The sequence below is a fragment of the Chordicoccus furentiruminis genome, assembly GCF_019355395.1.
GTDB classification, from domain to species: Bacteria; Bacillota; Clostridia; order Lachnospirales; family Lachnospiraceae; genus Chordicoccus; species Chordicoccus furentiruminis.
The window spans coordinates 2,384,375-2,404,820 of sequence record NZ_CP048829.1 but is presented as its reverse complement, the minus strand read 5'-3'; the positions used below and the strand labels follow the sequence as shown (position 1 = coordinate 2,404,820).

19 protein-coding genes are annotated in these 20,446 nt (G+C 61.0%); 2 read left to right on the top strand and 17 right to left on the bottom strand.

Annotated features, from left to right (window positions below):
- Positions 1 to 6: 6 nt before the first annotated feature.
- From glpK to sufC, 7 genes are all read right to left on the bottom strand, one after another.
- On the bottom strand, positions 7 to 1,506 hold the full coding sequence (glpK, locus tag G4C92_RS10875; RefSeq protein WP_274939865.1) for a glycerol kinase GlpK: 1,500 nt from the start codon (positions 1,504 to 1,506) through the stop codon (positions 7 to 9).
- 19 nt (positions 1,507 to 1,525) lie between these two features.
- Positions 1,526 to 1,702 carry a hypothetical protein gene (locus G4C92_RS10870; protein ID WP_274939864.1) on the bottom strand — a complete coding sequence of 59 codons (177 nt, stop codon included), beginning with the start codon at positions 1,700 to 1,702 and terminating at the stop codon, positions 1,526 to 1,528.
- A gap of 278 nt (positions 1,703 to 1,980) precedes the next feature.
- Positions 1,981 to 2,427, bottom strand: coding sequence for a Fe-S cluster assembly sulfur transfer protein SufU (gene sufU / locus G4C92_RS10865; protein WP_274942002.1), 447 nt, complete (start codon positions 2,425 to 2,427; stop codon positions 1,981 to 1,983).
- Between the two features lie 17 nt (positions 2,428 to 2,444).
- Positions 2,445 to 3,662 (bottom strand): aminotransferase class V-fold PLP-dependent enzyme, encoded by a 1,218-nt coding sequence (locus tag G4C92_RS10860; protein ID WP_274939863.1) that lies wholly within the window; start codon positions 3,660 to 3,662, stop codon positions 2,445 to 2,447.
- Positions 3,663 to 3,674: 12 nt separating this feature from the next.
- Complete coding sequence (locus G4C92_RS10855) at positions 3,675 to 4,835, bottom strand: SufB/SufD family protein (RefSeq protein WP_274939862.1); 1,161 nt, start codon at positions 4,833 to 4,835, stop codon at positions 3,675 to 3,677.
- Positions 4,835 to 6,289 (bottom strand): Fe-S cluster assembly protein SufB, encoded by a 1,455-nt coding sequence (gene sufB, locus G4C92_RS10850; protein ID WP_274939861.1) that lies wholly within the window; start codon positions 6,287 to 6,289, stop codon positions 4,835 to 4,837. The genes G4C92_RS10855 and sufB overlap by 1 nt, the downstream gene beginning before the upstream one ends.
- Positions 6,290 to 6,292: 3 nt before the next feature.
- Positions 6,293 to 7,084: a Fe-S cluster assembly ATPase SufC gene (gene sufC / locus G4C92_RS10845; protein ID WP_274939860.1), complete on the bottom strand. Its 792-nt coding sequence runs from the start codon at positions 7,082 to 7,084 to the stop codon at positions 6,293 to 6,295.
- A gap of 156 nt (positions 7,085 to 7,240) precedes the next feature.
- Between sufC and G4C92_RS10840 the strand changes: the two genes are divergently transcribed.
- A complete protein-coding gene (locus G4C92_RS10840; protein WP_274939859.1) occupies positions 7,241 to 9,139 on the top strand; it encodes a hypothetical protein in 1,899 nt (632 codons plus the stop codon).
- Positions 9,140 to 9,160: 21 nt separating this feature from the next.
- Positions 9,161 to 11,533 (top strand): hypothetical protein, encoded by a 2,373-nt coding sequence (locus tag G4C92_RS10835; RefSeq protein ID WP_274939858.1) that lies wholly within the window; start codon positions 9,161 to 9,163, stop codon positions 11,531 to 11,533.
- A gap of 85 nt (positions 11,534 to 11,618) precedes the next feature.
- Here G4C92_RS10835 and G4C92_RS10830 read toward each other — a convergent pair whose 3' ends face one another.
- The 10 genes from G4C92_RS10830 to G4C92_RS10785 all read right to left on the bottom strand — a co-directional run bounded on the left by G4C92_RS10830 (position 11,619) and on the right by G4C92_RS10785 (position 20,222).
- Positions 11,619 to 11,876 carry an HPr family phosphocarrier protein gene (locus G4C92_RS10830; protein ID WP_274939857.1) on the bottom strand — a complete coding sequence of 86 codons (258 nt, stop codon included), beginning with the start codon at positions 11,874 to 11,876 and terminating at the stop codon, positions 11,619 to 11,621.
- A complete protein-coding gene (locus G4C92_RS10825) occupies positions 11,873 to 12,478 on the bottom strand; it encodes a sigma-70 family RNA polymerase sigma factor (RefSeq protein ID WP_274939856.1) in 606 nt (201 codons plus the stop codon). Before G4C92_RS10825 ends, G4C92_RS10830 begins: the two co-directional genes overlap by 4 nt.
- 24 nt (positions 12,479 to 12,502) lie before the next feature.
- Positions 12,503 to 13,384: a 23S rRNA (guanosine(2251)-2'-O)-methyltransferase RlmB gene (gene rlmB, locus G4C92_RS10820; protein ID WP_274939855.1), complete on the bottom strand. Its 882-nt coding sequence runs from the start codon at positions 13,382 to 13,384 to the stop codon at positions 12,503 to 12,505.
- Positions 13,332 to 13,820 carry a Mini-ribonuclease 3 gene (locus tag G4C92_RS10815; RefSeq protein ID WP_274939854.1) on the bottom strand — a complete coding sequence of 163 codons (489 nt, stop codon included), beginning with the start codon at positions 13,818 to 13,820 and terminating at the stop codon, positions 13,332 to 13,334. The genes rlmB and G4C92_RS10815 overlap by 53 nt, the downstream gene beginning before the upstream one ends.
- Positions 13,805 to 15,211 carry a cysteine--tRNA ligase gene (gene cysS, locus G4C92_RS10810; protein ID WP_274939853.1) on the bottom strand — a complete coding sequence of 469 codons (1,407 nt, stop codon included), beginning with the start codon at positions 15,209 to 15,211 and terminating at the stop codon, positions 13,805 to 13,807. Before cysS ends, G4C92_RS10815 begins: the two co-directional genes overlap by 16 nt.
- A 99-nt stretch (positions 15,212 to 15,310) precedes the next feature.
- On the bottom strand, positions 15,311 to 15,799 hold the full coding sequence (gene ispF / locus G4C92_RS10805; protein ID WP_274939852.1) for a 2-C-methyl-D-erythritol 2,4-cyclodiphosphate synthase: 489 nt from the start codon (positions 15,797 to 15,799) through the stop codon (positions 15,311 to 15,313).
- A gap of 135 nt (positions 15,800 to 15,934) precedes the next feature.
- Entirely contained in the window at positions 15,935 to 16,597 is a 663-nt protein-coding gene (locus G4C92_RS10800; RefSeq protein WP_274939851.1) for a DUF4340 domain-containing protein, read from the bottom strand.
- An 84-nt stretch (positions 16,598 to 16,681) separates the two neighbouring features.
- On the bottom strand, positions 16,682 to 18,325 hold the full coding sequence (locus tag G4C92_RS10795; RefSeq protein WP_274939850.1) for a Gldg family protein: 1,644 nt from the start codon (positions 18,323 to 18,325) through the stop codon (positions 16,682 to 16,684).
- A 14-nt stretch (positions 18,326 to 18,339) separates the two neighbouring features.
- Entirely contained in the window at positions 18,340 to 19,203 is an 864-nt protein-coding gene (locus G4C92_RS10790; RefSeq protein WP_274939849.1) for an ABC transporter permease, read from the bottom strand.
- Entirely contained in the window at positions 19,203 to 20,222 is a 1,020-nt protein-coding gene (locus G4C92_RS10785; protein WP_274939848.1) for an ABC transporter ATP-binding protein, read from the bottom strand. Before G4C92_RS10785 ends, G4C92_RS10790 begins: the two co-directional genes overlap by 1 nt.
- Between the last annotated feature and the right edge of the window lie 224 nt (positions 20,223 to 20,446).

Here is a 20,446-nt window from a genome sequence, read left to right as displayed (position 1 = left end):
CAAACCTCACTCTTCTTCCTTCGCCCATCCCGCGGCGCACTGCACGGCGCGGTTCCAGCCCCGTATCAGCTTTCTCCGCTTCTCGTCCGTGATCTGCGGCTCAAAGATGCGGTCCACCGACCAGTTCCGCTCGATCTCATCGGTGCCTGCCCAGTACCCGACGGCGAGTCCGGCGAGACAGGCAGCGCCCAGCGCCGTCGTCTCCACGCAGCGCGGGCGGATCACCGGGCCGTTCATCACGTCGGCCTGCATCTGCATCAGGTAGTTGTTGGCCGAAGCGCCTCCGTCCACCTTGAGCGCCGGAATGGAAGCTCCCGCATCCGCCCGCATCGACATCAGGACATCGTGCACCTGATAGGCCAGCGAGTCCAGCGTGGCACGGATGATATGGTATTTATTGCATCCGCGGGTCAGTCCGACAATGGTGCCCCGCGCGTACGGGTCCCAGTGCGGCGCACCGAGACCGGTAAAGGCCGGCACTACATAGCAGCCGTTGGTGTCCTTCACCCGCGTCGCCATATACTCGGAGTCAGGCGTGCTGTCGATGATCCGGAGCTCGTCCCGGAGCCACTGCAGGGCGGCGCCTGCGACGAAGATCGACCCCTCGAGGGCATACGTCACCTTGCCGTCAAGTCCCCACGCGACCGTCGTGACGAGGCCGTGACTCGAGAACACCGGCTGGTTTCCTGTATTCATCAGCATGAAGCAGCCGGTTCCGTAGGTATTCTTCACTTCCCCCGGACGGAAGCAGGTCTGACCGAAGAGCGCGGCCTGCTGGTCGCCCGCCACGCCCGCGATCGGAACCGCCGCGCCGAGAAGCTCCGGCGAGGTATAACCGAACAGACCGGATGACGGACGGACTTCCGGCAGCATCGCCCGCGGGATCTGAAGCAGCTTCAGAATCTCCTCATCCCAGCTCAGCGTCCGGATATTGAAGAGCATCGTGCGGGACGCGTTGGAGTAGTCGGTGGCGAATATCCGTCCGCCGGACAGCTTCCACATCAGCCAGGTGTCGATGGTTCCGAAGAGCAGTTCGCCCCTCTCCGCCTTCTCTCTGGCACCGGGCACATTCTCGAGGATCCAGCGCAGCTTCGTCGCCGAAAAATACGCGTCGATCACGAGACCTGTCTTGCTCCGGATCAGATCCGTCAGTCCTTCCTGCTTCAGACGATCCGCGTATCCGGCGGTCCGCCGGCACTGCCAGACGATCGCGTGGCAGACCGGTTCGCCGGTCCGCCGATCCCAGACCACAGTCGTCTCCCGCTGATTCGTGATGCCGATGGCGGCAATGTCCGCCGCCGTGATGCCGAGATTCGCCATCGCCTGCTGGGCCACCTCGAGCTGGGTCGACCAGATTTCGTTGGCGTCATGCTCCACCCAGCCCGGCTTCGGGAAAAACTGGGTAAATTCCTTCTGAGCCACGCTCGCGATCTGTCCGTCTTTCCGGAACAGAATGCAGCGGTTGGACGTGGTCCCCGCGTCGAATGCCATCACATATTCTGCCATACGCCTTCTCCTTCCCGTCTCAGTGCATCGCCGCCGGCATTCCGGCGTTTCTCACTCTGATCGTACTGCTATTATAAGCCAGCGCCGTCATCCTGCCCATGCCGATTCCCTGAAACAGGTGATTTTCCGCTCCTGTGTGCCGGCCCCGGTCCGGCTTTTTCAGCGTCTTTACAGCCGCCGCGGTCATCTCGCTCAAATTTCTTTAAAATAGTGTTAAGTTTTTGTTGCTTTTATGCATGTCATCGGCTATAATCGTCGATGTAAAAGAATTTACCCTTCAAAAATTTTTTTACAACCCCTTATTTATTTTTTACTCCCCTGGAAAGGTCCCGTCGGCTCCCCCGTCGGGGCCTTTTCATATTTTGAAATTGAAAATAGAAGCGGAAGCTTCCAAGGCTTAAAAACGGGGCCGGGTCCGCCGCGTCTGGCGAATCCGGTCCCGTTCTTCTTCCGTCCGGGCGGCACACAGGCCGTTCATTCCGGTTTCTTTTTCTTCTCGTCCTCATCGATGATCTCGTTCATCGTCCGCCAGCCGAGCTGGGCGCACTTCACGCGGGCCGGCATATGCGACACGTTTTGCAGCGCGGCGGCCTCGTCCAGTTCCTCGATCTCCCACTCCGCGGCCTCGCCTTTGATCATTCTCATGAAAATATCGCCGAGATGACGGGCTTCCTCTTCACTCTTCCCGATGATATTGTCAAGCATGATGTCGGCGGACGCCTGGGAGATCGCGCAGCCGCTTCCGTTGAAGCTGCCGTCGACGATCCGTCCGTCCTCGATCTTCAGCTGCAGATTGATATCGTCGCCGCAACTCGGGTTGACGCCCCGGAGCACCACAGTCGGATTCTCCAGATCATGCTTGTGGTCCGGATGCAGGTTGTGCTCATTGATAATCTCGCGATACATCTGTTTCAGATCCATCATTCTTCCCTCCGGCTTCAGTCGCTGTAGCCCAGCTCGCCCCGCACCTTGCGCAGACTCTCCGCGAACCGGTGCACCTCATCCTCCGTGTTATAGAAATACAGGCTCGCCCGGCATGTCGAGCTGACGTGCAGATGCTCGAGCAGCGGCTGCGCGCAGTGATGCCCCGCGCGGATGCAGATGTGGTCCATATCCAGAATCGACGATACGTCATGCGGATGACATCCCTCGATGTTGAAGGAGACAATGCCGGTATGACGTTTCGGATCCTCCGATCCGTACACCGTGACATGGGGAACCGCCCGCATCTCCTCAAGCAGAAGCGAGGTCAGATGCTCCTCCCGCCTACGGATCTCGTCGAAACCCACGCCGCGCAGATAGTCGATCGCCGCGTGCAGCCCCACCGCGCCGGCCGCGTTGACCGTACCGGCCTCGAATTTATGCGGCAGCTCCGCGTAGGTGGCGCCCTCCCTCGTCACGGTCTCAATCATTTCCCCGCCGACCAGGAACGGAGGCATCTCCTCCAGCAGAGCGCGCCGGCCGTAGAGCACGCCGATCCCCATCGGCGCCAGCATCTTGTGGCCGGAAAACGCGAAGAAATCCGCGCCCATCGCCTGAACGTCCACCGCCATATGCGGCGCGCTCTGGGCGCCGTCCACCACCAGAACGCCGCCGAAAGCATGCACCCGTTCTCCGATTTTCTTAACCGGGTTCTCTGTCCCCAGCACGTTGCTGACCTGACCGATCGCCGCGATCTTTGTCTTCTCCCCGATCTTCGATTCAATCTCGTTATCGGTGTATGTGCCGTCCGGCTCGCACTCGAGGAAAACAAGACGGGCTCCGGTCTCACGGGCGGCCATCTGCCAGGGCAGCAGGTCGCTGTGATGCTCGGTGATGCCCACCGCGATCTCGTCGCCGGGGCGAAGCCGGGTCCGGGCGTAGCTGCAGGCGATCAGGTTCAGAGACTCGGTTGCATTTCTCGTGAAAATGATCTCCGCGTCCTCCGCCGCGCCAATCAGCTCCGCCACCGCGTGGCGGGCCGCCTCATAGGACTCCGTCGCACGGACACTCCACTCGTAGAGGCCGCGGAGCGGGTTGGCGTTCTCGCTGCTGTAAAACGCATTGACCGCCTCCAGCACGGCCCGGGGGCGCTGGGTCGTGGCCGCGTTGTCAAAATAGATATAGCTTCCGTCCGAAAGGATCGGAAAATCGGCTCTCACCGCGTCTGTATTCATCTGCCTGCCTCCTCAGTCCGACTCCCCGTCTGATCCGTAGCGGTCGATCGCCGCGTCGATAAGCTTCACAGTCTCCTCGTCCGGGATCGCCCGCGCGATGCCGGCAAGACGCCCTCTGAGCATCAGGCGCTGCGCCTCCTTCTCTCCAATCCCGCGTGTCGCGAGATAGAAAAGAATGTCTTCCGAGAGCCGGCCGATGGACGCGCCGTGGCGTCCGTCCACATCCTCCTCCTCGCAGAGGATGACCGGCACAGTCTTGTTGATCACGTCCTCGTCCAGCAGAAGCACGTCCTCCTGCTCGTCTCCCACAGAGCCGGCCGAGCCGTTCCGGAAGTCGATGGTGCCCCGGAAGATCTTCACCGCGCGATCCGCGAGCACGCCCTTCACATCGATGGCGCTGACCGTCTTTCTTCCGAACTGGCCGACGACATAGTTGAGATCAAGCCGGTGGTCCGCGTTCACCGCGTAACCGGTGCGGATCCTAAGGTTCGCGCCTTTGCCCCGTTCATCCGCGTAGCAGCCGGCCCAGTTCCTCGCGCCGCCCATCTCCATCTGGAGGAAATCCAGCGTACCGGCGTCGCCGATCACCGCGCCGGTGTCGTCAAGGTGAGTGAAGCCCGTGCCCAGCAGATTCACCTTCATCAGATGCAGGGTCGCGTCCCGGCCGATGAGGACATCCGTCTCCACCGCCGAGATGCCTTCCGCCTCCGCGTCCGAGCGATACACCAGAAGCACCGTCGCCTCCGCGCCGTCACCCACTGTGATCAGCTGTCTCGCGGCATCGCTGCCGCCCCTGCCGAAATCCCACGTGAGAACCGCCGGCTCCGTCAGCTTCGCGCCGGGCGCCACCGAGACGGTCCGGACGACAGGTGCATTTTTCCTCATATAATCGGAAAATTCGGCTCCGAGTCCCGTCGAGAAGCCCTGCTCCTGATAGATCGCGGTCTTGCCCGCCACAAACGCTTCTCTGCGGTCCGGCACCGCGACGGCGGCCAGCTTCCGGTCCGCATCCGCCGCGCCGATTTCTCCCGCAGCCATGCCTGCCCCGCCCCGCAGCGTAAAGACGGCGGGCGCGCCTTCCTTTGCCTCCGCCGTCACCTGCGCCTGGTTCACGCCAAGCCGGTTCCAGGTGAGCGAAGGCAGATGACTGACTGTCAGATTCAGATTTTCCATCAGCTCATACTCCCTTCCATCTCGAGTCGGATCAGGTTGTTCATCTCCGCCGCGTATTCAAGCGGAAGCTCCTTGCTCACCGGATTCGCGAAGCCGGATACGATCATCGCACGGGCCTCCGCCTCGGGAATGCCTCGGCTCATCAGGTAGAAGACGGCCTCATCGCTGATCCGGCCGATCTTGGCCTCGTGGCCCACATCGGCGTCGCTCGTCCTGACATCCATCTCCGGGATCGTATCCGAGCGGGAGCGGTTGTCCAGCATCAGCGACTGGCAGTCCACCGAGGATTTCGCCCTCTTCGCCTTCGGCTGAATCTGTACGGAACTCCGGAAAGTGCTGATGCCGCCGTCCTTCGACAGCGATTTCGTCGTCACCAGCGAGCTTGTATCCTCTCCGATATGAACCATCCGGCAGCCAGTATCCAGATTCTGTCCCTTGCCGGCGAACGTGATGCCGGTGTATTCCACATCGGCGCCTCTGCCCTTCAGGATCGTCGTCGGATACAGGTAGGAGACATGGGAGCCGAAGGATCCGGACACCCACTCCATTCTGCCGCCCTCCTCCACGAGGGCCCGCTTTGTGTTCAGATTGTACATGTTCTTCGACCAGTTCTCGATGGTCGAGTAGCGGAGCCGCGCGTTCTTCTTCACATAGAGCTCCACGCAGCCCGCGTGAAGATTCGCCACGTTCCACTTCGGCGCCGAACACCCTTCGATGAAATGAAGGTCGGCTCCCTCGTCCACGATGATCAGCGTATGCTCGAACTGGCCCGCGCCCTTCGCGTTCAGCCGGAAATAGGACTGAAGCGGGATCGAAACCTTCACGCCCTTCGGGATGTAGACGAAGGATCCGCCGGACCAGACCGCGCCGTGCAGCGCCGCAAACTTGTGGTCCGTCGGCGGGACCAGCTTCATGAAGTATTCCTTCACCATATCCGCGTACTTGCCGGTCAGCGCGCTCTCCATGTCGGTGTAGACGACACCCTGACGCGCCACATAGTCCTGCAGGTTATGGTAGACCAGTTCCGAATCGTACTGCGCGCCCACGCCGGCGAGATACTCATGCTCCGCCTGCGGAATCCCCAGCTTGTCGAAGGCGCTCTTGATCTCCTCCGGCACATCGTCCCAGGTCGCCTTCATGTCCGTATTCGGCCGCACGTAGGTGACGATCTTCTTCATATCCAGTCCGTCGATGGGCGGTCCCCAGTTCGGCACGCGGAGACGGTTGTAGATTTCAAGCGAATGCAGTCGGAATTCTCTCATCCACTCGGGATCATGCTTCTCCTTCGAAATCGTCTCCACGATCTCCGGTGTCAGCCCTTCGTCCACCTTGTAAAAACCTGTCTCCTCGTCCCGGAAGTCATAGAGGCTCCGGTCCGTTCCCTCGAGATACGCGTTGATATCATCCCGGCTCGTATCGATCGCGGGATCAAAATTCACTGCTCTTTCTGCCATCGGTCAGGCCTCCCCGCTCTTCGCGCGTTCGGCTTCCATCCTCGCGGCCGCCTCCTCGACGTACTTCTCGAAGCCCTGCTCGTTGATCCGTTCCACCAGCTCCGCGCCGCCGGTCGTCACCAGTGTTCCCTTCACCAGCACATGCGTGTAGTCCACATGAAGCGCCTCAAGAATCTTCGTGCTGTGCGTGATGATGAGAAGCGCGCCATCGCTCCGTTTGTGATACTCCTCGATTCCCTTTGACACTGTGCGCACCGCGTCCACGTCCAGTCCGGAATCCGTCTCATCGAGAATCGCCAGTTTCGGGCTGAGCATCAGCATCTGGAGAATCTCCGCTTTTTTCTTCTCGCCGCCCGAAAATCCCACGTTCAGGTCTCGTTCCGCGTAGGATTCGTCCATCTGGAGCAGCTTCATCGTCTCCTCCAGCTGTTTTCGGTAGGCGAGCAGCTTCACGTTCTTCCCCGTCTTCTGACGCAGCGCGCTGCGGATGAAGCTTTCCAGCGAAAGTCCCGGAACCTCCAGCGGATTCTGGAAGGACATGAACATGCCGGCCCGGGCCCGCGCGTCCGCCGAAGCGCGCGTGATGTCCTCGCCGTCAAAAAGGATCTGTCCCGCCGTGACATGATAGGTCGGATTTCCCATCAGCGTGTTGCCGAGAGTGGATTTTCCCGCTCCGTTCGGTCCCATCAGTACATGTGTTTCGCCTCTGCCAATATGAAGGTTCACATCGTGAAGGATCTCGCCCTCCTCGATACTGACCGATAAATCCTTGACTTCAAGAAGATTTTCAGACATCGCGTCGACCGCCTTTCTATTTCCGACAATTTTGCTCTTCTTTAACCGTGCCAATTATATGAAACCCTACTAATCTTGTCAAGATTCTCTCTTCCTTTTCTTACAGGCTTTCTTCTGGTAAAATAAGAAGATACGAAATGATAGGAAAGGACTGGTATGAAGCACAGCAAAAGGGGGCATGCAGCCCTTACGGCAGCCTTCTGGCTGCTTCCCGCGGCCATCATCAGTCTCGTGCCTTTTCTGGTTACGAGGGTCTACTACATGGTCGCCGACGATTATCTCCTGAACTATATCGCGAACGGCTCCTTCGGCACGGCAGGATGCGCGCATCTCGTCTACATCCGTGCAGTAATCGGAGGCGTCCTGAAGGCTCTGTACCGTCTCGCCCCCGGCGTCAACTGGTACGCGGCGATGCTGGCCGTCTTCACGGTGCTCTCCTTCACGGTGTTCTACCGCGCCGTCTGGGACGCTTCACACAGTGTGCTCTGCCTGCTGCCGGTCCTGCTCATCGACGCGCTGACGGTGCCGTACTTTTTTTCCTACACGGTCATCGCGTTCTATATGGCTGCGGCGGGTGTCGTGCTCTGGTACGGCGCGTGGCGGCGGGAAACACCCCGGATCGGTGAAGGGATCTGCGGCTCTCTTTTTCTCGCGGCCGCCGTCTGTCTTCGCCGGGACGCAGTGCTTCCGAGTGTCGTGCTGACCGCGCCGCTTCTCCTTGGCGTGCTGCGCTTCCGGCTGTCCGCGCGGCAAGGATGCGGCCACTCCTGCCGGAGCGGCGAACGCCTATGCGCGGCGAAGGGAAACGCCCCGGGCGAAACGGCCGCGGAGGCTCTGACCCCGCCGGGCGGAGCGGGTATGTCCCGTCTCCGCCTCCGCGGCCCGTCCCGCGCCGTCACCGTCCCCGTCCTCCTGCTGGCCGCCCTCCTGCTCCTCACCGGCGCTGCCGAGAAGCGGGCCTACTCGGATTCCGGATGGCAGTCATTCCTCCGCTATACCAGTGCCCGCTCCTCCGTCGTCGACTACCCGGAGGCAGATTATCAGGCATACGTCTCCGAGTTCCGCCGCATCGGCCTGAGCGGGCTGGACTACAATCTGCTTCTCGGCTGGAAATACGCGGAGAAGCCGGTCTACACGGAGAAGGTGCTGACGGAGGCCGCCGATATCGGCCGCGCCTCCGTGACGCCGGAAAGACGGATCCGGTACGTCCGTTCCGTCTTCACGCCGGCGCGCCGTCTCTATCTGCTGCTTCCGCTTCTGGTGTTTCTGATGCTGCTTCTCCTTGCGAAGCGGTATCCGGTCCTCGGGGGCGCCGGCGCGCTGCTCTGCTTCTACGGGATCGTCTTCGCGCTGACCTTTGTCCGCATGCGGTTTGTCATCCGGGTCGCGGCGCCGGTGGCGGCGGTCAGCATGCTGACACTTCTCATGATGACGCCGCGCCGGATCGGCCGCGCCCCGGAAACGGGCGGTCCGCCCGATGCGGCGCCGGCTTCCGGCGGACAGCCTCGGAGAATGCCCGTGTCCTGTCTTCTGCGAGGGACGGCCGCTCTGCTCTGTCTGCTTCTCTTCCTGTACAGCGGACAGAGCTTTATGCGTGACTATCTTGAATCCAACAGGGTGTCAAGAAGCCCGTCCGACGAGCCGCCGAAGAATGCCATTGTGGATGAGATCGCGTCGCATCCGGACACGCTCTACATCATGGACGCCGGCGTGATGAGCATCCTCTACTTCTTCGGCACGCCGGTGACCGCGGTGAAGCCGACGCACCGCTTCGACAACGTCGTCCGGTCCGGCAGCTGGGATACGTTCTCCCCCCGCTACTACGCGCAGGTCAGCCGCTTTCTCTCCGATCCGGACCGGCTTCTGACCTCGCTGGTCACCTCCGGAAACGTCCGCTACGTCTCCGGAAGTGCAGATGGCATCCGCGATTTTCTCGCCGAGCACACCGGGCAGAAGGTCATCTGGACAGAACAGGGCTTTGAGCGGCTCAGCTCAAAGGTCTACCGGTTTCATTTTCAGAACCGTGCCGGGCGCGAATCGTCCCGGCACTCATAACCCCGATCAGGAGGCATCGCCATGAACTACAAGTATGAAAATCTGGACCGTCTGATCTATATCCTCATCGGCGCGCTGCTCGCCGTCGTCTTCGAGCTCGCCTCGCGGGCACGGATCAATGTAAGCGGCGACGGGATCTGGCACGGACTCAATTACAATCTGCTGGTCTACGCGCTGGCGCTGATCGGCGCCTTCGTCCTCTTCTGCGTGCTGGCCTGGCTCGTGGAACGCCTTCGCAGGAAGAAGGAGGGCGCCTCACCGGCCGCAGCCGGAAGAGGCGCCGTCCGGATGCAGCGGGCGGTTCTCTACGGATTTTACACCATCGCCGCCGCCGCGCTGATTGCGCTGATCTGCCGGATCTATGTGAACGAATGCAATCTGTACCCCGGCAACGCCGCGCCGACCTATCTCCGGCAGGAGCTGCCCCACCGGTTCTATCTGGCTGCCATCGCCGCCATCGCCGGCTCTCTCTTCTTCACGCTCCCCCGCCTCAGAAGAGATACCGTCCGGAACCGGCCGTTCCGGGTCACAACCGCGCTGATCTGGGCCGTGCTCAACGGAATCGCCGTCTACTGCCCGAACATCTTTCAGGATCAGGGCGGCGGTCTCATCCATATCCACGCTGTCACCAATTCCATCGTGAACGTCGCCCGCCTTCAGCCCTACAGCGCCTATAACTGCAGCATCTACGGTCACTACGGCCTCCTCTGCCTGCCGTTTGTGAAGCTGTTGGGAGGCGATCTCTACGCCGTGATGCAGACGCTGGCCCTGATGGCTTTCTTCGCCTTTCTCGCGGCCTTCTACGTCGCGGACCGGCTGATCCGGCACGACGCGGTCTATCTGATGGCGGTCGCCGGCATCACGGGCACCACAACCATTCTGACCCGTCACGGCCAGTATTTCCAGATCAATCCGCTGCGCCTCCTGTTCCCCTGCCTTACGATGGCGGTCGTTGCCTTCGGCGCCGCTCACCGGACGAAGAGCGCCCGGGTCCTGACCGCCGTGCTGGCCGCCGCCTGCGGCGTCGGCTCCGTCATCTGGAATCTGGAAACCGGACTTTTCTGCGTGGCCGTCTTCCTTTTGACCTGGCTGTTCCGCGGATTCTACGAGGAACGGGTCTTCACGTACGCCACGCTCCGGCGTATTCTGACTGCCCTGGCAGCCGGCGCAGGCTGCGTCGCGGCCGCTTACGGAATCGTCTGTCTCTACAACCGGCTGACCGGAGGCGAATCCGGCACCTTCCGGCTTTTCATCTATCCGTTCTTCTCCGGAACGTACCATGTGGATCATCTCCGGGTCCCGCTTCCCTCGACCGCGTACCTCTATTTCTTCCAGATCCTGCTCTTCTTCCTCACGGTTGCCGGCATGCTCCGCCGTCAGTACCTGCTGCGCGCGAATGTGATCACGGGCGACCCGAACGCCGTCGAGGGGGTAGACTTCGGCGCGATGGAAGCCGCGGACACGCTGCGCGTTGCCATCGCCCTTTCCGGGCTTTCGTCCCTCACCTATTTCATGAACCGTGCCGCCTATGGCAATATGTCCATCTCGCATATTCAGATGTGTCTCCTGCTGGCGGCCTTCGGAGAAGGCTCGCTGGCGCTGTCGAAGGAGAGCCGCCGGCGTCTGCTCGGTACGCCGGCCGCGTATCTGAACACCGCAGTCTCGGCCGTCCTCTTCGGCGGCTGCGTCTGGATGGCCGTCGAGGGTGCGCTTTACCTCCCGGTCAGCTATGATTTCCGGGCCAATTCCTCGTGGAAAACCGCCTCGATGAATGAGGGAATCGAAGCGATCCGCTCATCCATCCCGATGGACACCTACGCCTTCGGCACCTATATTCCCGAGGTCTACCTCCAGCTCGGCTGGAATACCGGATGCGTGATGACCGACTGGTCCGACATCAACGATCTGAACCGCACCTTTGCCTTCCGGGGCGCCATGAAGCACAACCGGGTACTGACGACCGAAGTGGACGCGTTTGCCGCCTACTCCAAGGGCGTTTACGCGCCGACAACGAAAGTTTCGGTGGACGGCATCACCTTCCAGCTATTCGAGCGCATCGATCCGATTGATGAAAACGCTGCGGCCGCCGGTGATCTGAAGGGTGCGGCGGAAGGCACACTGGTTCCGGAGGGCACGGATTCCGGCGCCGTCTCCGCGGCGGAGTCCGTCAGCCAGTCCTCCTCTCCGGACGCCGAATCGGTTCTCTCCTCCGGAACGGAAGAAAAAGAGTCCGAAAAAGCGGACGGAACCTCCTCAGACAGCAGACGGAACAAAGACCGTGCGTCCTCCGGCTCATCCGGGACGGACGGCAGAAAAGCCGGACAGCGCTCATCCGGGAGCGCCCGTGTCTCGCTGGCGCCGCTTCCTTCCGGCCGGAACGCGATCCGGGTCTGAATGCAGCGGATATGACAGCGGCCCTGCCGCCGGGTGAAACCGGCGGCAGGGCCGCTGTCATATCCGTCCGGAGATCCGGACGGCTTCAAAGATGCTCTCTCACATAGGACTCCGTCTCCGCACAGGCTTTGTCCTCGTCTTCTCCTTCAAAGGTCAGCATGATCTCCTGACCCATCCGGATTCCGAGCGTCATCACGCTGAGCAGCTTCTTCCCGTCAGCGGTTCGGCCGTTCCCGGAAATCGTGATCGCGCACTGATAGTCCCGGATTGCCTTCACGAGATCGCCGGCCGGTCTCGCGTGGAGCCCGATCGGCTCCCTGACCGTATAGGTGAATGATTTCATTCCGTACTCCTCTCTTCTTCCATCATGCATTCCCTGCTCTTCCGCCGTATGCGCTGCAGCGCATTGTCGATCGCCTTCGGTGTCCTGCCCAGCTCGGACGCGATCTCCCGGTAATCCATTCCCGTCAGATACAGTGTCAGAACCTTCGTCTCCAGCGGGCTGAGCGCCTCTCTCAGCCTCCGCAGACGCTCGTCAGCGGCTTCTCTCGCGATTACCAATGTCTCCGGCGACTCCTTCGCGCCGTGAAGCACCCGCTCTCCTTCCTCGTCCGTGAGCTCCACCGCATCGTTGAGTACCCGGTTCTTCTCGCGCTGCGAGGCCTCGATGGCGTGCAGCATCTGCCGGTCCGCGCACAGCGCGGCGAATGTCGCAAAGGAGGCCTGCTTCGACGGGTCATAATCCCGCAGAGCCTTGTACAGACCAATCATGCCTTCCTGAATCAGGTCCTCCCGATCGCCTCCCGCAAGATAGCGGGCCGCGCTCAGCCTCCGTACCAGCGGCTTGTATTTCTCCATCAGAAAATCGGCCGCCCCGGAATCTCCTCCGCGGGCCAGCCCGACCAGTTCCTCATCGGCATACGCCTCATACGGTTTTTCCGCCATTTGCCCCGCTCCTGCGGCCGCCCTTTACCGCCGCTGCCGCACGATCTCGTACATCAGGACACCCGCCGCGACGGATGCATTGAGCGAATCGATGCGGCCGGTCATCGGGATCGTCGCGGTCATGTCGCAGGCTTCCCGGACAATCCGGTTCACGCCGTTCCCTTCATTGCCGATCACAAGTCCGATCGGCCCTTTCAGATCAAGGTCGTACATCGGCGTGCCGCCCATATCCGCGCAGACGAACCAGATCCCCCGTGTCTTCAGCTCTTCGATGGTCTGCTTCAGATTCGTCACCTTCGCCACAGTCACATAGTTCAGCGCCCCGGCTGAAGCGCGCACCACGGTCGAGGTCAGTCCGACCGCCCGGTGTTTCGTGATGATCACCCCGTGCGCACCGGCCTGACAGGCGGTACGGATGATCGCGCCGAGATTGTGCGGGTCCTCGATGCCGTCCAGCAGCACCAGAAACGGAGGCTCTCCGGCTTCCTCCGCCCTCGCGAGCATCTCGTCCACCGTACCGTAGGAATAGGCGGAAACCTGGGCGATCACGCCCTGATGCCGACCTGAGGGAGAGAGCTGATCCAGCCTCTCCTTCGTCATGAAGGTCACCGCTGTGCCCGCCTTCTGAGCCTCTCTTAAAATCGTCCGCACCGGACCGTCGCCCGAGTGCTCCTGAACGAAGAGCTTGTCCACGGTCCGGCCGGACCGGAAGGCCTCGAGCACGGCATTCCGCCCCTCGATCCGGTCCGCGCATTCCGCGGAATCCTCTCCGTTTTCCGTCTGGCGTCCCGGGCGGTTCCGTCCGGATCTCCCGGCCTCCTCCGCCGTTCGTTCCGGGCGGAAAGAACCGCTCTCATCCTTCCGCCAGGCGGGACGTTCCGTCCGTTTTACTTCCCTGTTTCTCATACTGTCTGATTCCTTCCCCGATCAGCCTGAGCATCCGCTCCTGCTGTCCCGTCAGATACAGATATCCCATCAGCGCTTCAAATCCGGTGGCGCGGCGGTAGTCCTCCGTCGTCGCGTGCTTCGCCATCGTGTAGGACTTCGCGTTCCGGCCGCGGCGGCTGATGTCCTGCTCCCGTTCGTCAAGCAGCGGCATAAGGCTTTCCATCATCGCGGACTGGGCGGCCGCTTTCACCAGACGGGCCTTTCTCCGGTTGAGAAGATTGGGGCGTGCATTCCCCTCCTTCACCAGCATCGTCCGCACCGCCAGTTCATAGACCGCATCGCCCAGAAAAGCCAGCACAAGCGGGGAGTAGCTCCCCGCTTCCGCCGGATCCAGATCGGGAATGAACCGTTCCGTCCCCTCGTTCTCCGTATGCGCCGTCAGATCCGTCTCCATTTCACGCCCTCCCGGGTGTCAAGCAGCTCGATGCCCTGCGCCTTCAGACGGTCGCGGATCTCATCGGCCAGCGCAAAGTTGCGCGCCTTCCGCGCCTCCTGGCGCGCCTCGATCTGCTTCTCGATGTCCTCGTCGAGCGTCTCCTTCTTCGGAAGCACGATCAGGCCGAGAATGTCCCCCAGCCCGGTCAGTACGTCGAGCAGGCCCCGGGCCAGCTTCTTCGGCGCGCTGTCGGTGACATTGATATTCGCGAAGCGGACCAGATCGAAGACCACGGCCAGCGCATCCGCCGTGTTGCAGTCGTCGTCCATCTTCCCGTCGAAGGCCGGCACGAAGGCGCGCGCCTCCTCCAGAATCTTCCGGGCTGCATCGTCAAGAGGCCCGTCCGCGCCGTTCTCCGCCACATCGCGGAGATGATCGGCCGCCGTGCGGATCCGCTCAAGAGACGTCTTCGCGGCCTCCATCAGTTCCGCGCTGAAGTTGAGCGGGCTCCTGTAGTGAGCGCTCAGCATGAACAGGCGGAGCACCTGGAGATCATATTTCTTCGAAATGTCACGAACAGTGAAGAAATTGCCCAGCGACTTGGACATCTTCCGGTTGTCGATATTGAGGAACGCGTTATGCATCCAGTAATGAGCGAACGGAACGCCGTTGGCGCAGGTCGACTGAGCGATTTCGTTCTCATGATGAGGGAAGATCAGATCCTCGCCGCCCGCGTGGATATCAATGGTATCGCCGAGATAGCGCTTCGCCATCACGGAGCACTCGATATGCCATCCGGGACGTCCCTCGCTCCACGGAGAGTTCCAGAATGGCTCGCCCTCCTTCTTCGGCTTCCAGAGCACGAAATCCAGCGGGTCCTCCTTTTCCTCTTCGCCGCTGACCTTCAGCTCGCGGAAGCCGCTGCGGAGATCGTCCAGATTCTTGTGCGAAAGCTCCCCGTACTCCGCGAAACTCCGGGTCGCGAAATATACCGTGCCGTTGCGCACATACGCGTGACCGGATTCGATCAGCCCGCTGATCATCGCGACCATGCCGTCGATCTCCTTCGTCGCCTGAGGATGCGTCGTCGCCGGCTTCACGTTCATCGCGGCCATATCCTTTTTGCATTCCGCGATGTAGCGCGCCGCGATCTCCTCCGCGGTCACGCCCTCTGCGGCGGCCGCCCGGATAATCTTGTCGTCCACATCCGTGAAGTTCGAGACGTAATTGACCTCGTAGCCCTTATGCTCCAGATAGCGGCGGAACGTGTCAAACACGATCATCGGCCGCGCGTTTCCGATATGAATCAGGTTGTAGACCGTCGGCCCGCAGACGTACATCCGCACCTTGCCCGGCTCGATCGGAACAAATTCCTGCTTCGTCATTGTCAGCGTATTGAAGATTTTCATCACTTGTGCCTTTCTTATTCCTCGGTCATCCTGCTGAGTCTAGCAGACTCGGCGGAAAAAGTAAACGCGGGAATCCGGATGTCTCCGCACGGCAGGCGTTCAGCGCCGCGCGCTGTCAAACGTCTCGATCAGCGCCGCCGCCTGCGCCGCGATTCCCTCTCCGGCTCCCGTGAAGCCAAGACCTTCCTCCGTCGTCGCCTTCACGCTCACGCGGTCCGCCGGGATTCCGAGCGCCGCGGCGATGTTCTCCCTCATCCCGTCAATATAGGGACGGAGCTTCGGCGCCTGGGCGATCACCGTCGCGTCCACATTGACGACAAAGTACCCGTGGTTGGTGAGGATACCGGCCGTCTTCTTCAGAAGCTTCATCGAGGAGATCCCTTCGTACAGAGGATCCGTATCCGGGAAATGCAGGCCGATGTCCCCCAGCGCCGCGGCTCCCAGCAGGGCGTCCGCCACCGCATGAAGCAGCACGTCCGCGTCCGAGTGGCCGAGAAGACCTTTCTCAAAAGGAATTTCCACGCCGCCCAGAATCAGTTTCCGGCCTTCCTTCAGCCGGTGAACATCATAGCCAGTACCGATTCGCATCATATTGAACCTCCTGCCTCTTCTCCGCCTATTATAGACGATGGCAGGGAAGCGCGTAAAGCAGAACTCCGTGCCGCGTAAAAAGCGGATCCGCCGCAGGCCCGCCTGGCCGCGGTGAATCCGCTTCTTTTTCCGTCAGGATTCCGGCGATGACGCCGTCTCCGCCGGAGAATCTTCCGGTTCCTCCGCTGAAACGGCCGGCTCCGTCTGACTGAGGGCCGCCTCCGCCGCGGAGGACGCGCCCGAATCCGAGGTTTCCTTAAAGTAACTCAGATCATAGTCGAGATCCGTAAGCAGTCCCGTCGAGACCGCGTACACCGTTGAAGAATCGTCATTCAGATAAACATACACATCATTCGTGGTGTCATTGACGGATCCCACGGCGATCATCGTCTTCTTCCCGTCCGTATCGGTCAGCTGCACGGTATAGGACGGTTTGTCCAGTCCGTACTGCGCCGGATCACGGACGTTTTCCATCTCTTTCGTGACGCTTACACCGGTCATCGTGGACGCCAGTGTATTCGCTTTCGTCTGGTCCACCGGGAATGCGGCGTCGCCGTCGGCGGACCACTGCCCTTCCGACCGTGTGAAGGCCACCTCATCAGAACCCGTCTTCGTATACGCGATTGACTTGATCCTGTCCGCCGTCAGATCCATCAGCGTCCCGCTGCCGCTGCTCTCCGACGCCTCATAGTCCGCTGATTTCTTCTGTGCGACCACAAGGACAGCGACCAGCACGAGCAGGACCGCCGCGCCGGCGAGCAGACGGGCCCGTCTGTTTCTCTTTTTTCCGCTCATCTCATTTCTCCTGTTCCCGAAACGGGTGCCGTCTTCCGGATTCCTTCCGGTTCATATGCCGGCTGCCTTTTCGAGCCTCTTTCATCATCTCTTCCTGCGTCTTCCCCAGACGGCGAAGCCGGCGATCAGCACAGCGGCCGGGAGCAGGATCATGAACAGATTGCCGAGCATCGACACCGCGCCGCTGTTGATCGTTGTCTGAGGCGCCGAAGTCGATTTCGCCGCCACGGACACCGTCACCTTCTGATCCGTAAGATACGTGACGATCGACGCGAAAAGATCATCGTTGCCGGTGGGCAGATCCGCCTGCTGCTGAATCAGAAGGGACAGCGCTTCAGCACTGAAGGTCGTCGGCGTCGTGAAATAAAGAAGCTTCATCTCTTTGGCCGTCTCGTTCTTCACACTGCCGGAGCCGTGACCGGCCGACGTCTCCGCGCCGCTCACCGTCGTCACCGCGCCCGATCCGGCCGCGTCCGCGGAAACATCCGTCTTCACGGAAGAAGAAGCGGCAGATTCCGTCCCGGAAGCGGACGCATCCATATCCGATTTCCCCTTGTCGTCATTCGAATAGGTCTGCTCCACCGCTACGCCGAGTGTGTACTCGCCCGAGGCGTCTCCCGACTCCTTCTCATACGTCGAAGAGAGATCCGTCTTCAGATAGGCGCTGTCACTCGTGGTGAGCAGCGGTGTGACTGTGTAGGACGCGTCCTCGCTCTCTCCGATCTGAATGCCGTCCGACATCCCCACCACGATGTTCTCGTTCGTCAGATTCTTCGTCACTTCCGAGGAGGCCGAGACATTCGGGACCAGCAGATAAGGGATCTGGGTGTAGTGGCTCTGGTCGCCCTCCAGCACCGCGCCGCCCGACCGGCTGAGACCGTACGCGGCCACGATGGAGTCGAACTTCGGCGTCGAGGCGCCGGTCCACAGCGCAGGTGCCGTCACGAGCAGCGCATGGCCGCCGTCCGCGAGATAATCGGTGACCTTCTTCACCTCATCCGCCGTGTAATCCTGCTGCGGGCAGAAGGAAATCAGCGCCGTGCAGTCGTCCGGGATCTCCGAGCTCAGCAGATTCAGGCTCGCCGTCTCGACGTTCGCCTTCCCGAAGGCGTCCTTCATCTCCGACCCCAGCTCCAGCTCCTTGTGGCCTGTCGTATAGTAGACTTTCGCGCCGCTCCCGCCGGTCACATAGGCGATTGCGCTGGTGATTTTCCCTTCCCCGTCGAAGGAATCAGCCGACTGGGAATAGTAGTCGGAGTAAGCGTACATGTCGTTGTAATCCACGACTTTTGACCGGTTCCCGGAAACGACGATCACGCTGTTCAGCGTCACGGAGCTGTCCGTGTACTTCTTGACGAAGGTCGGATCCGACACGGAGTCGATCTCCCGGAATGTGACATGCTTCGATTCCCCGGCATAATTCTCGAGGAGTTTGACGATCGTCTGGTCCTCCTGACCGGTCTGGGTGATCAGATTGAGCGTTACGTCGCCGCTCAGGCTGTCCAGCAGCGATTTCGTCGTCTTTCCGACCGAATACAGCTTGGAGGCTGTCACATCAAAGACCGTGAACTTCGACGGCAGCGCGGCGACGATGAAATTCACCACGACCACCGCTGCGACCAGAATCGCCGTCATCGCTGCGGCATAGGTCCCGTTCGCGGCCAGACGCCTCCTGCGCGACCGGATCTGAGGAGACTGCTCCGTTTTTTTCTGTTTCTTTCTCATCATGCTTCCGTCCCTCCTCAGCTCCAGCGTCTCTTCTCAATCGACTGCACGGTCAGTCCGATCCCAATCACAATATAGGACACGAAAAACAGCAGGTTGCCGATGCTCAGCGACCCGCCCGCGAAATCCGAGAAATGCGTTGAGAAATCCAGCACCCGCAGAATGGACTCCGTACGGCCGCTGAACCAGTCCGGCCGCACAAGATACCCGATGACGGACGCGGCCGCGATTCCCCCGCCGAGTCCTGCGCTGATCAAGACATGTTTCGTCATGAAATACATCAGGAGGCCCGCCAGTCCGCCCAGCACGATCAGGAACAGAAGTGCCGTCACCGCACTGGTGCTTAAAATTGTGAACACGCCGCTCAGCATCTGGGTGAAAAAGACGAACAGGATACTGAGGATCGCCGCGATCACCGCGCTCTCCGTGCAGCTGGAGATGAACATCCCCACCGCGAGGTAGGCGGCGCCCATCAGGAACCAGGCCAGAATGCAGGCGTAGTCCCAGCCCAGCGTCTCCGCCCCGAAAGCGCGCATGATCAGCGGGAAGAAGCACATCACCGCCGTCGGAATCGCGAGGATACTCACCAGCGCAAGATACTTCCCCATCACGATGGAGAATACGCTCTCCGGCGAAGTGAACAGGAGCTGATCGGTCCGCTGCCGCCGCTCCTCCGCGAACACGCGCATCGAGAGAATCGGCACCACGATGTAAAAGATCAGCGCGCAGTTACTCACCGCGTAGTGAAGCGTGAGCACGCCGTAATAGAGATTATAGTAGCGGAACATCAGTCCCGCGATCAGAAGCGACGCGGCCACCGCGATGGCGCCTGTCATGTTGGTGAAGCAGCCCCGCATCTCTTTCCTGTATACCGCACCCATCAGTCATCCTCCCCGTTCACGCCGTCTGCCTTCCTGAGGCGGAGCTTCTCGGCGGCCGGCGCCGGCCCCTCCGCTTCCCCGGAAGCATGCTCCTCTCCCTGCGTCAGTTCGAGGAAAATCGACTCCAGGCTTTCCTTCTCAGTCCGCATCTCAAGGATCATCAGTCCGGCCTGCATCAGCGCGCGGCTGACTTCGGCGCGGATATCCTGATCCCCCGGAACCGCGATCCTGACGCAGCTCTCCCCGTTTTCGGTGAACGAGGAGACATCCGTCACGCCGGGAACCGTCCGGACCGCCGCTTCAAGCTCGGCCGGCGTACCCTCAGCATGCACGGTCAGCGTCGCGCCCCGTTCCCGCTCCGCGGCAAGATGATCCGGCGTGTCGCAGGCCACAAAGCGGCCCTTGTTGATGATCAGCACCTTGTCGCAGACCTCGCTGACTTCGGCGAGGATATGAGAGCTGAGGATCACGGTATGCGTCTGCCCCAGCTTCCGGATCAGATCGCGGATCTCGATAATCTGACGCGGGTCCAGTCCGACGGTGGGCTCGTCAAGGATAAGCGTCTCCGGCTCTCCCAGCAGCGCCTGGGCGAAGCCGACCCGCTGACGGTACCCTTTGGAAAGATTCCGGATCAGCCGGTCCGTCACATCTCCCAGCTCCAGTTCTCCTGCCGCCTGTTCGATCTGGTCCTCCCGCTCCGCCTTCGGTATTTTCTTGATTTCGGCGGCGAACCTCAGGTATTCGTATACCGTCATATCCGGATAAACCGGAGGAATCTCGGGAAGATAGCCGATGGTCCGCTTGGCCTCCTCCGGCTCATCGAGAATGTTGTGGCCGTTGATGATCACCTCGCCGTCCGTGGGCGCGAGATAGCCGGTCATGATATTCATCGTCGTCGATTTGCCCGCGCCGTTCGCGCCGAGGAATCCGTAGATCGTGCCGTCCTCGACCGTAAAGCTCAGGTCGTCGACCGCGGCGTGCCCGCCGTAGAGTTTTGTCAGGTGCCTGACTTCAATCAATTGCTCCGCCTCCTCCTGCATGCTTGTTCCGTTGACACGTTTTTCTATCATAGATAGCAAATGTGTAGAAAGATTGAACGGCAGACAGAAAAAAGCGGCTGCCGGAGCTTCGTTCCGACAGCCGCGTCACGCGGGCTCTCTCTATATGGCGCCCTCCGGCACCGGCTCACAGTTCACCGCCCGGAACTGCAGCGCAGACATGACGCTGCAGAGATCAGTCCCGG

What these genes read in the sequence shown, in the direction of transcription:
- sufB (WP_274939861.1), bottom strand. Translation starts at nt 6,289, where the DNA reads ATGGCAGAAAGAGCAGTGAATTTTGATCCCGCGATCGATACGAGCCGG.
- G4C92_RS10815 (WP_274939854.1), bottom strand. Translation starts at nt 13,820, where the DNA reads ATGGAGACGGATCTGACGGCGCATACGGAGAACGAGGGGACGGAACGG.
- sufU (WP_274942002.1), bottom strand. Translation starts at nt 2,427, where the DNA reads ATGGATCTGAAACAGATGTATCGCGAGATTATCAATGAGCACAACCTG.
- G4C92_RS10800 (WP_274939851.1), bottom strand. Translation starts at nt 16,597, where the DNA reads ATGAGCGGAAAAAAGAGAAACAGACGGGCCCGTCTGCTCGCCGGCGCG.
- G4C92_RS10830 (WP_274939857.1), bottom strand. Translation starts at nt 11,876, where the DNA reads ATGAAATCATTCACCTATACGGTCAGGGAGCCGATCGGGCTCCACGCG.
- G4C92_RS10790 (WP_274939849.1), bottom strand. Translation starts at nt 19,203, where the DNA reads ATGGGTGCGGTATACAGGAAAGAGATGCGGGGCTGCTTCACCAACATG.
- G4C92_RS10835 (WP_274939858.1), top strand. Translation starts at nt 9,161, where the DNA reads ATGAACTACAAGTATGAAAATCTGGACCGTCTGATCTATATCCTCATC.
- G4C92_RS10795 (WP_274939850.1), bottom strand. Translation starts at nt 18,325, where the DNA reads ATGATGAGAAAGAAACAGAAAAAAACGGAGCAGTCTCCTCAGATCCGG.
- G4C92_RS10860 (WP_274939863.1), bottom strand. Translation starts at nt 3,662, where the DNA reads ATGAATACAGACGCGGTGAGAGCCGATTTTCCGATCCTTTCGGACGGA.
- ispF (WP_274939852.1), bottom strand. Translation starts at nt 15,799, where the DNA reads ATGCGAATCGGTACTGGCTATGATGTTCACCGGCTGAAGGAAGGCCGG.
- rlmB (WP_274939855.1), bottom strand. Translation starts at nt 13,384, where the DNA reads ATGAGAAACAGGGAAGTAAAACGGACGGAACGTCCCGCCTGGCGGAAG.
- sufC (WP_274939860.1), bottom strand. Translation starts at nt 7,084, where the DNA reads ATGTCTGAAAATCTTCTTGAAGTCAAGGATTTATCGGTCAGTATCGAG.
- G4C92_RS10825 (WP_274939856.1), bottom strand. Translation starts at nt 12,478, where the DNA reads ATGGCGGAAAAACCGTATGAGGCGTATGCCGATGAGGAACTGGTCGGG.
- G4C92_RS10855 (WP_274939862.1), bottom strand. Translation starts at nt 4,835, where the DNA reads ATGGAAAATCTGAATCTGACAGTCAGTCATCTGCCTTCGCTCACCTGG.
- cysS (WP_274939853.1), bottom strand. Translation starts at nt 15,211, where the DNA reads ATGAAAATCTTCAATACGCTGACAATGACGAAGCAGGAATTTGTTCCG.
- glpK (WP_274939865.1), bottom strand. Translation starts at nt 1,506, where the DNA reads ATGGCAGAATATGTGATGGCATTCGACGCGGGGACCACGTCCAACCGC.
- G4C92_RS10840 (WP_274939859.1), top strand. Translation starts at nt 7,241, where the DNA reads ATGAAGCACAGCAAAAGGGGGCATGCAGCCCTTACGGCAGCCTTCTGG.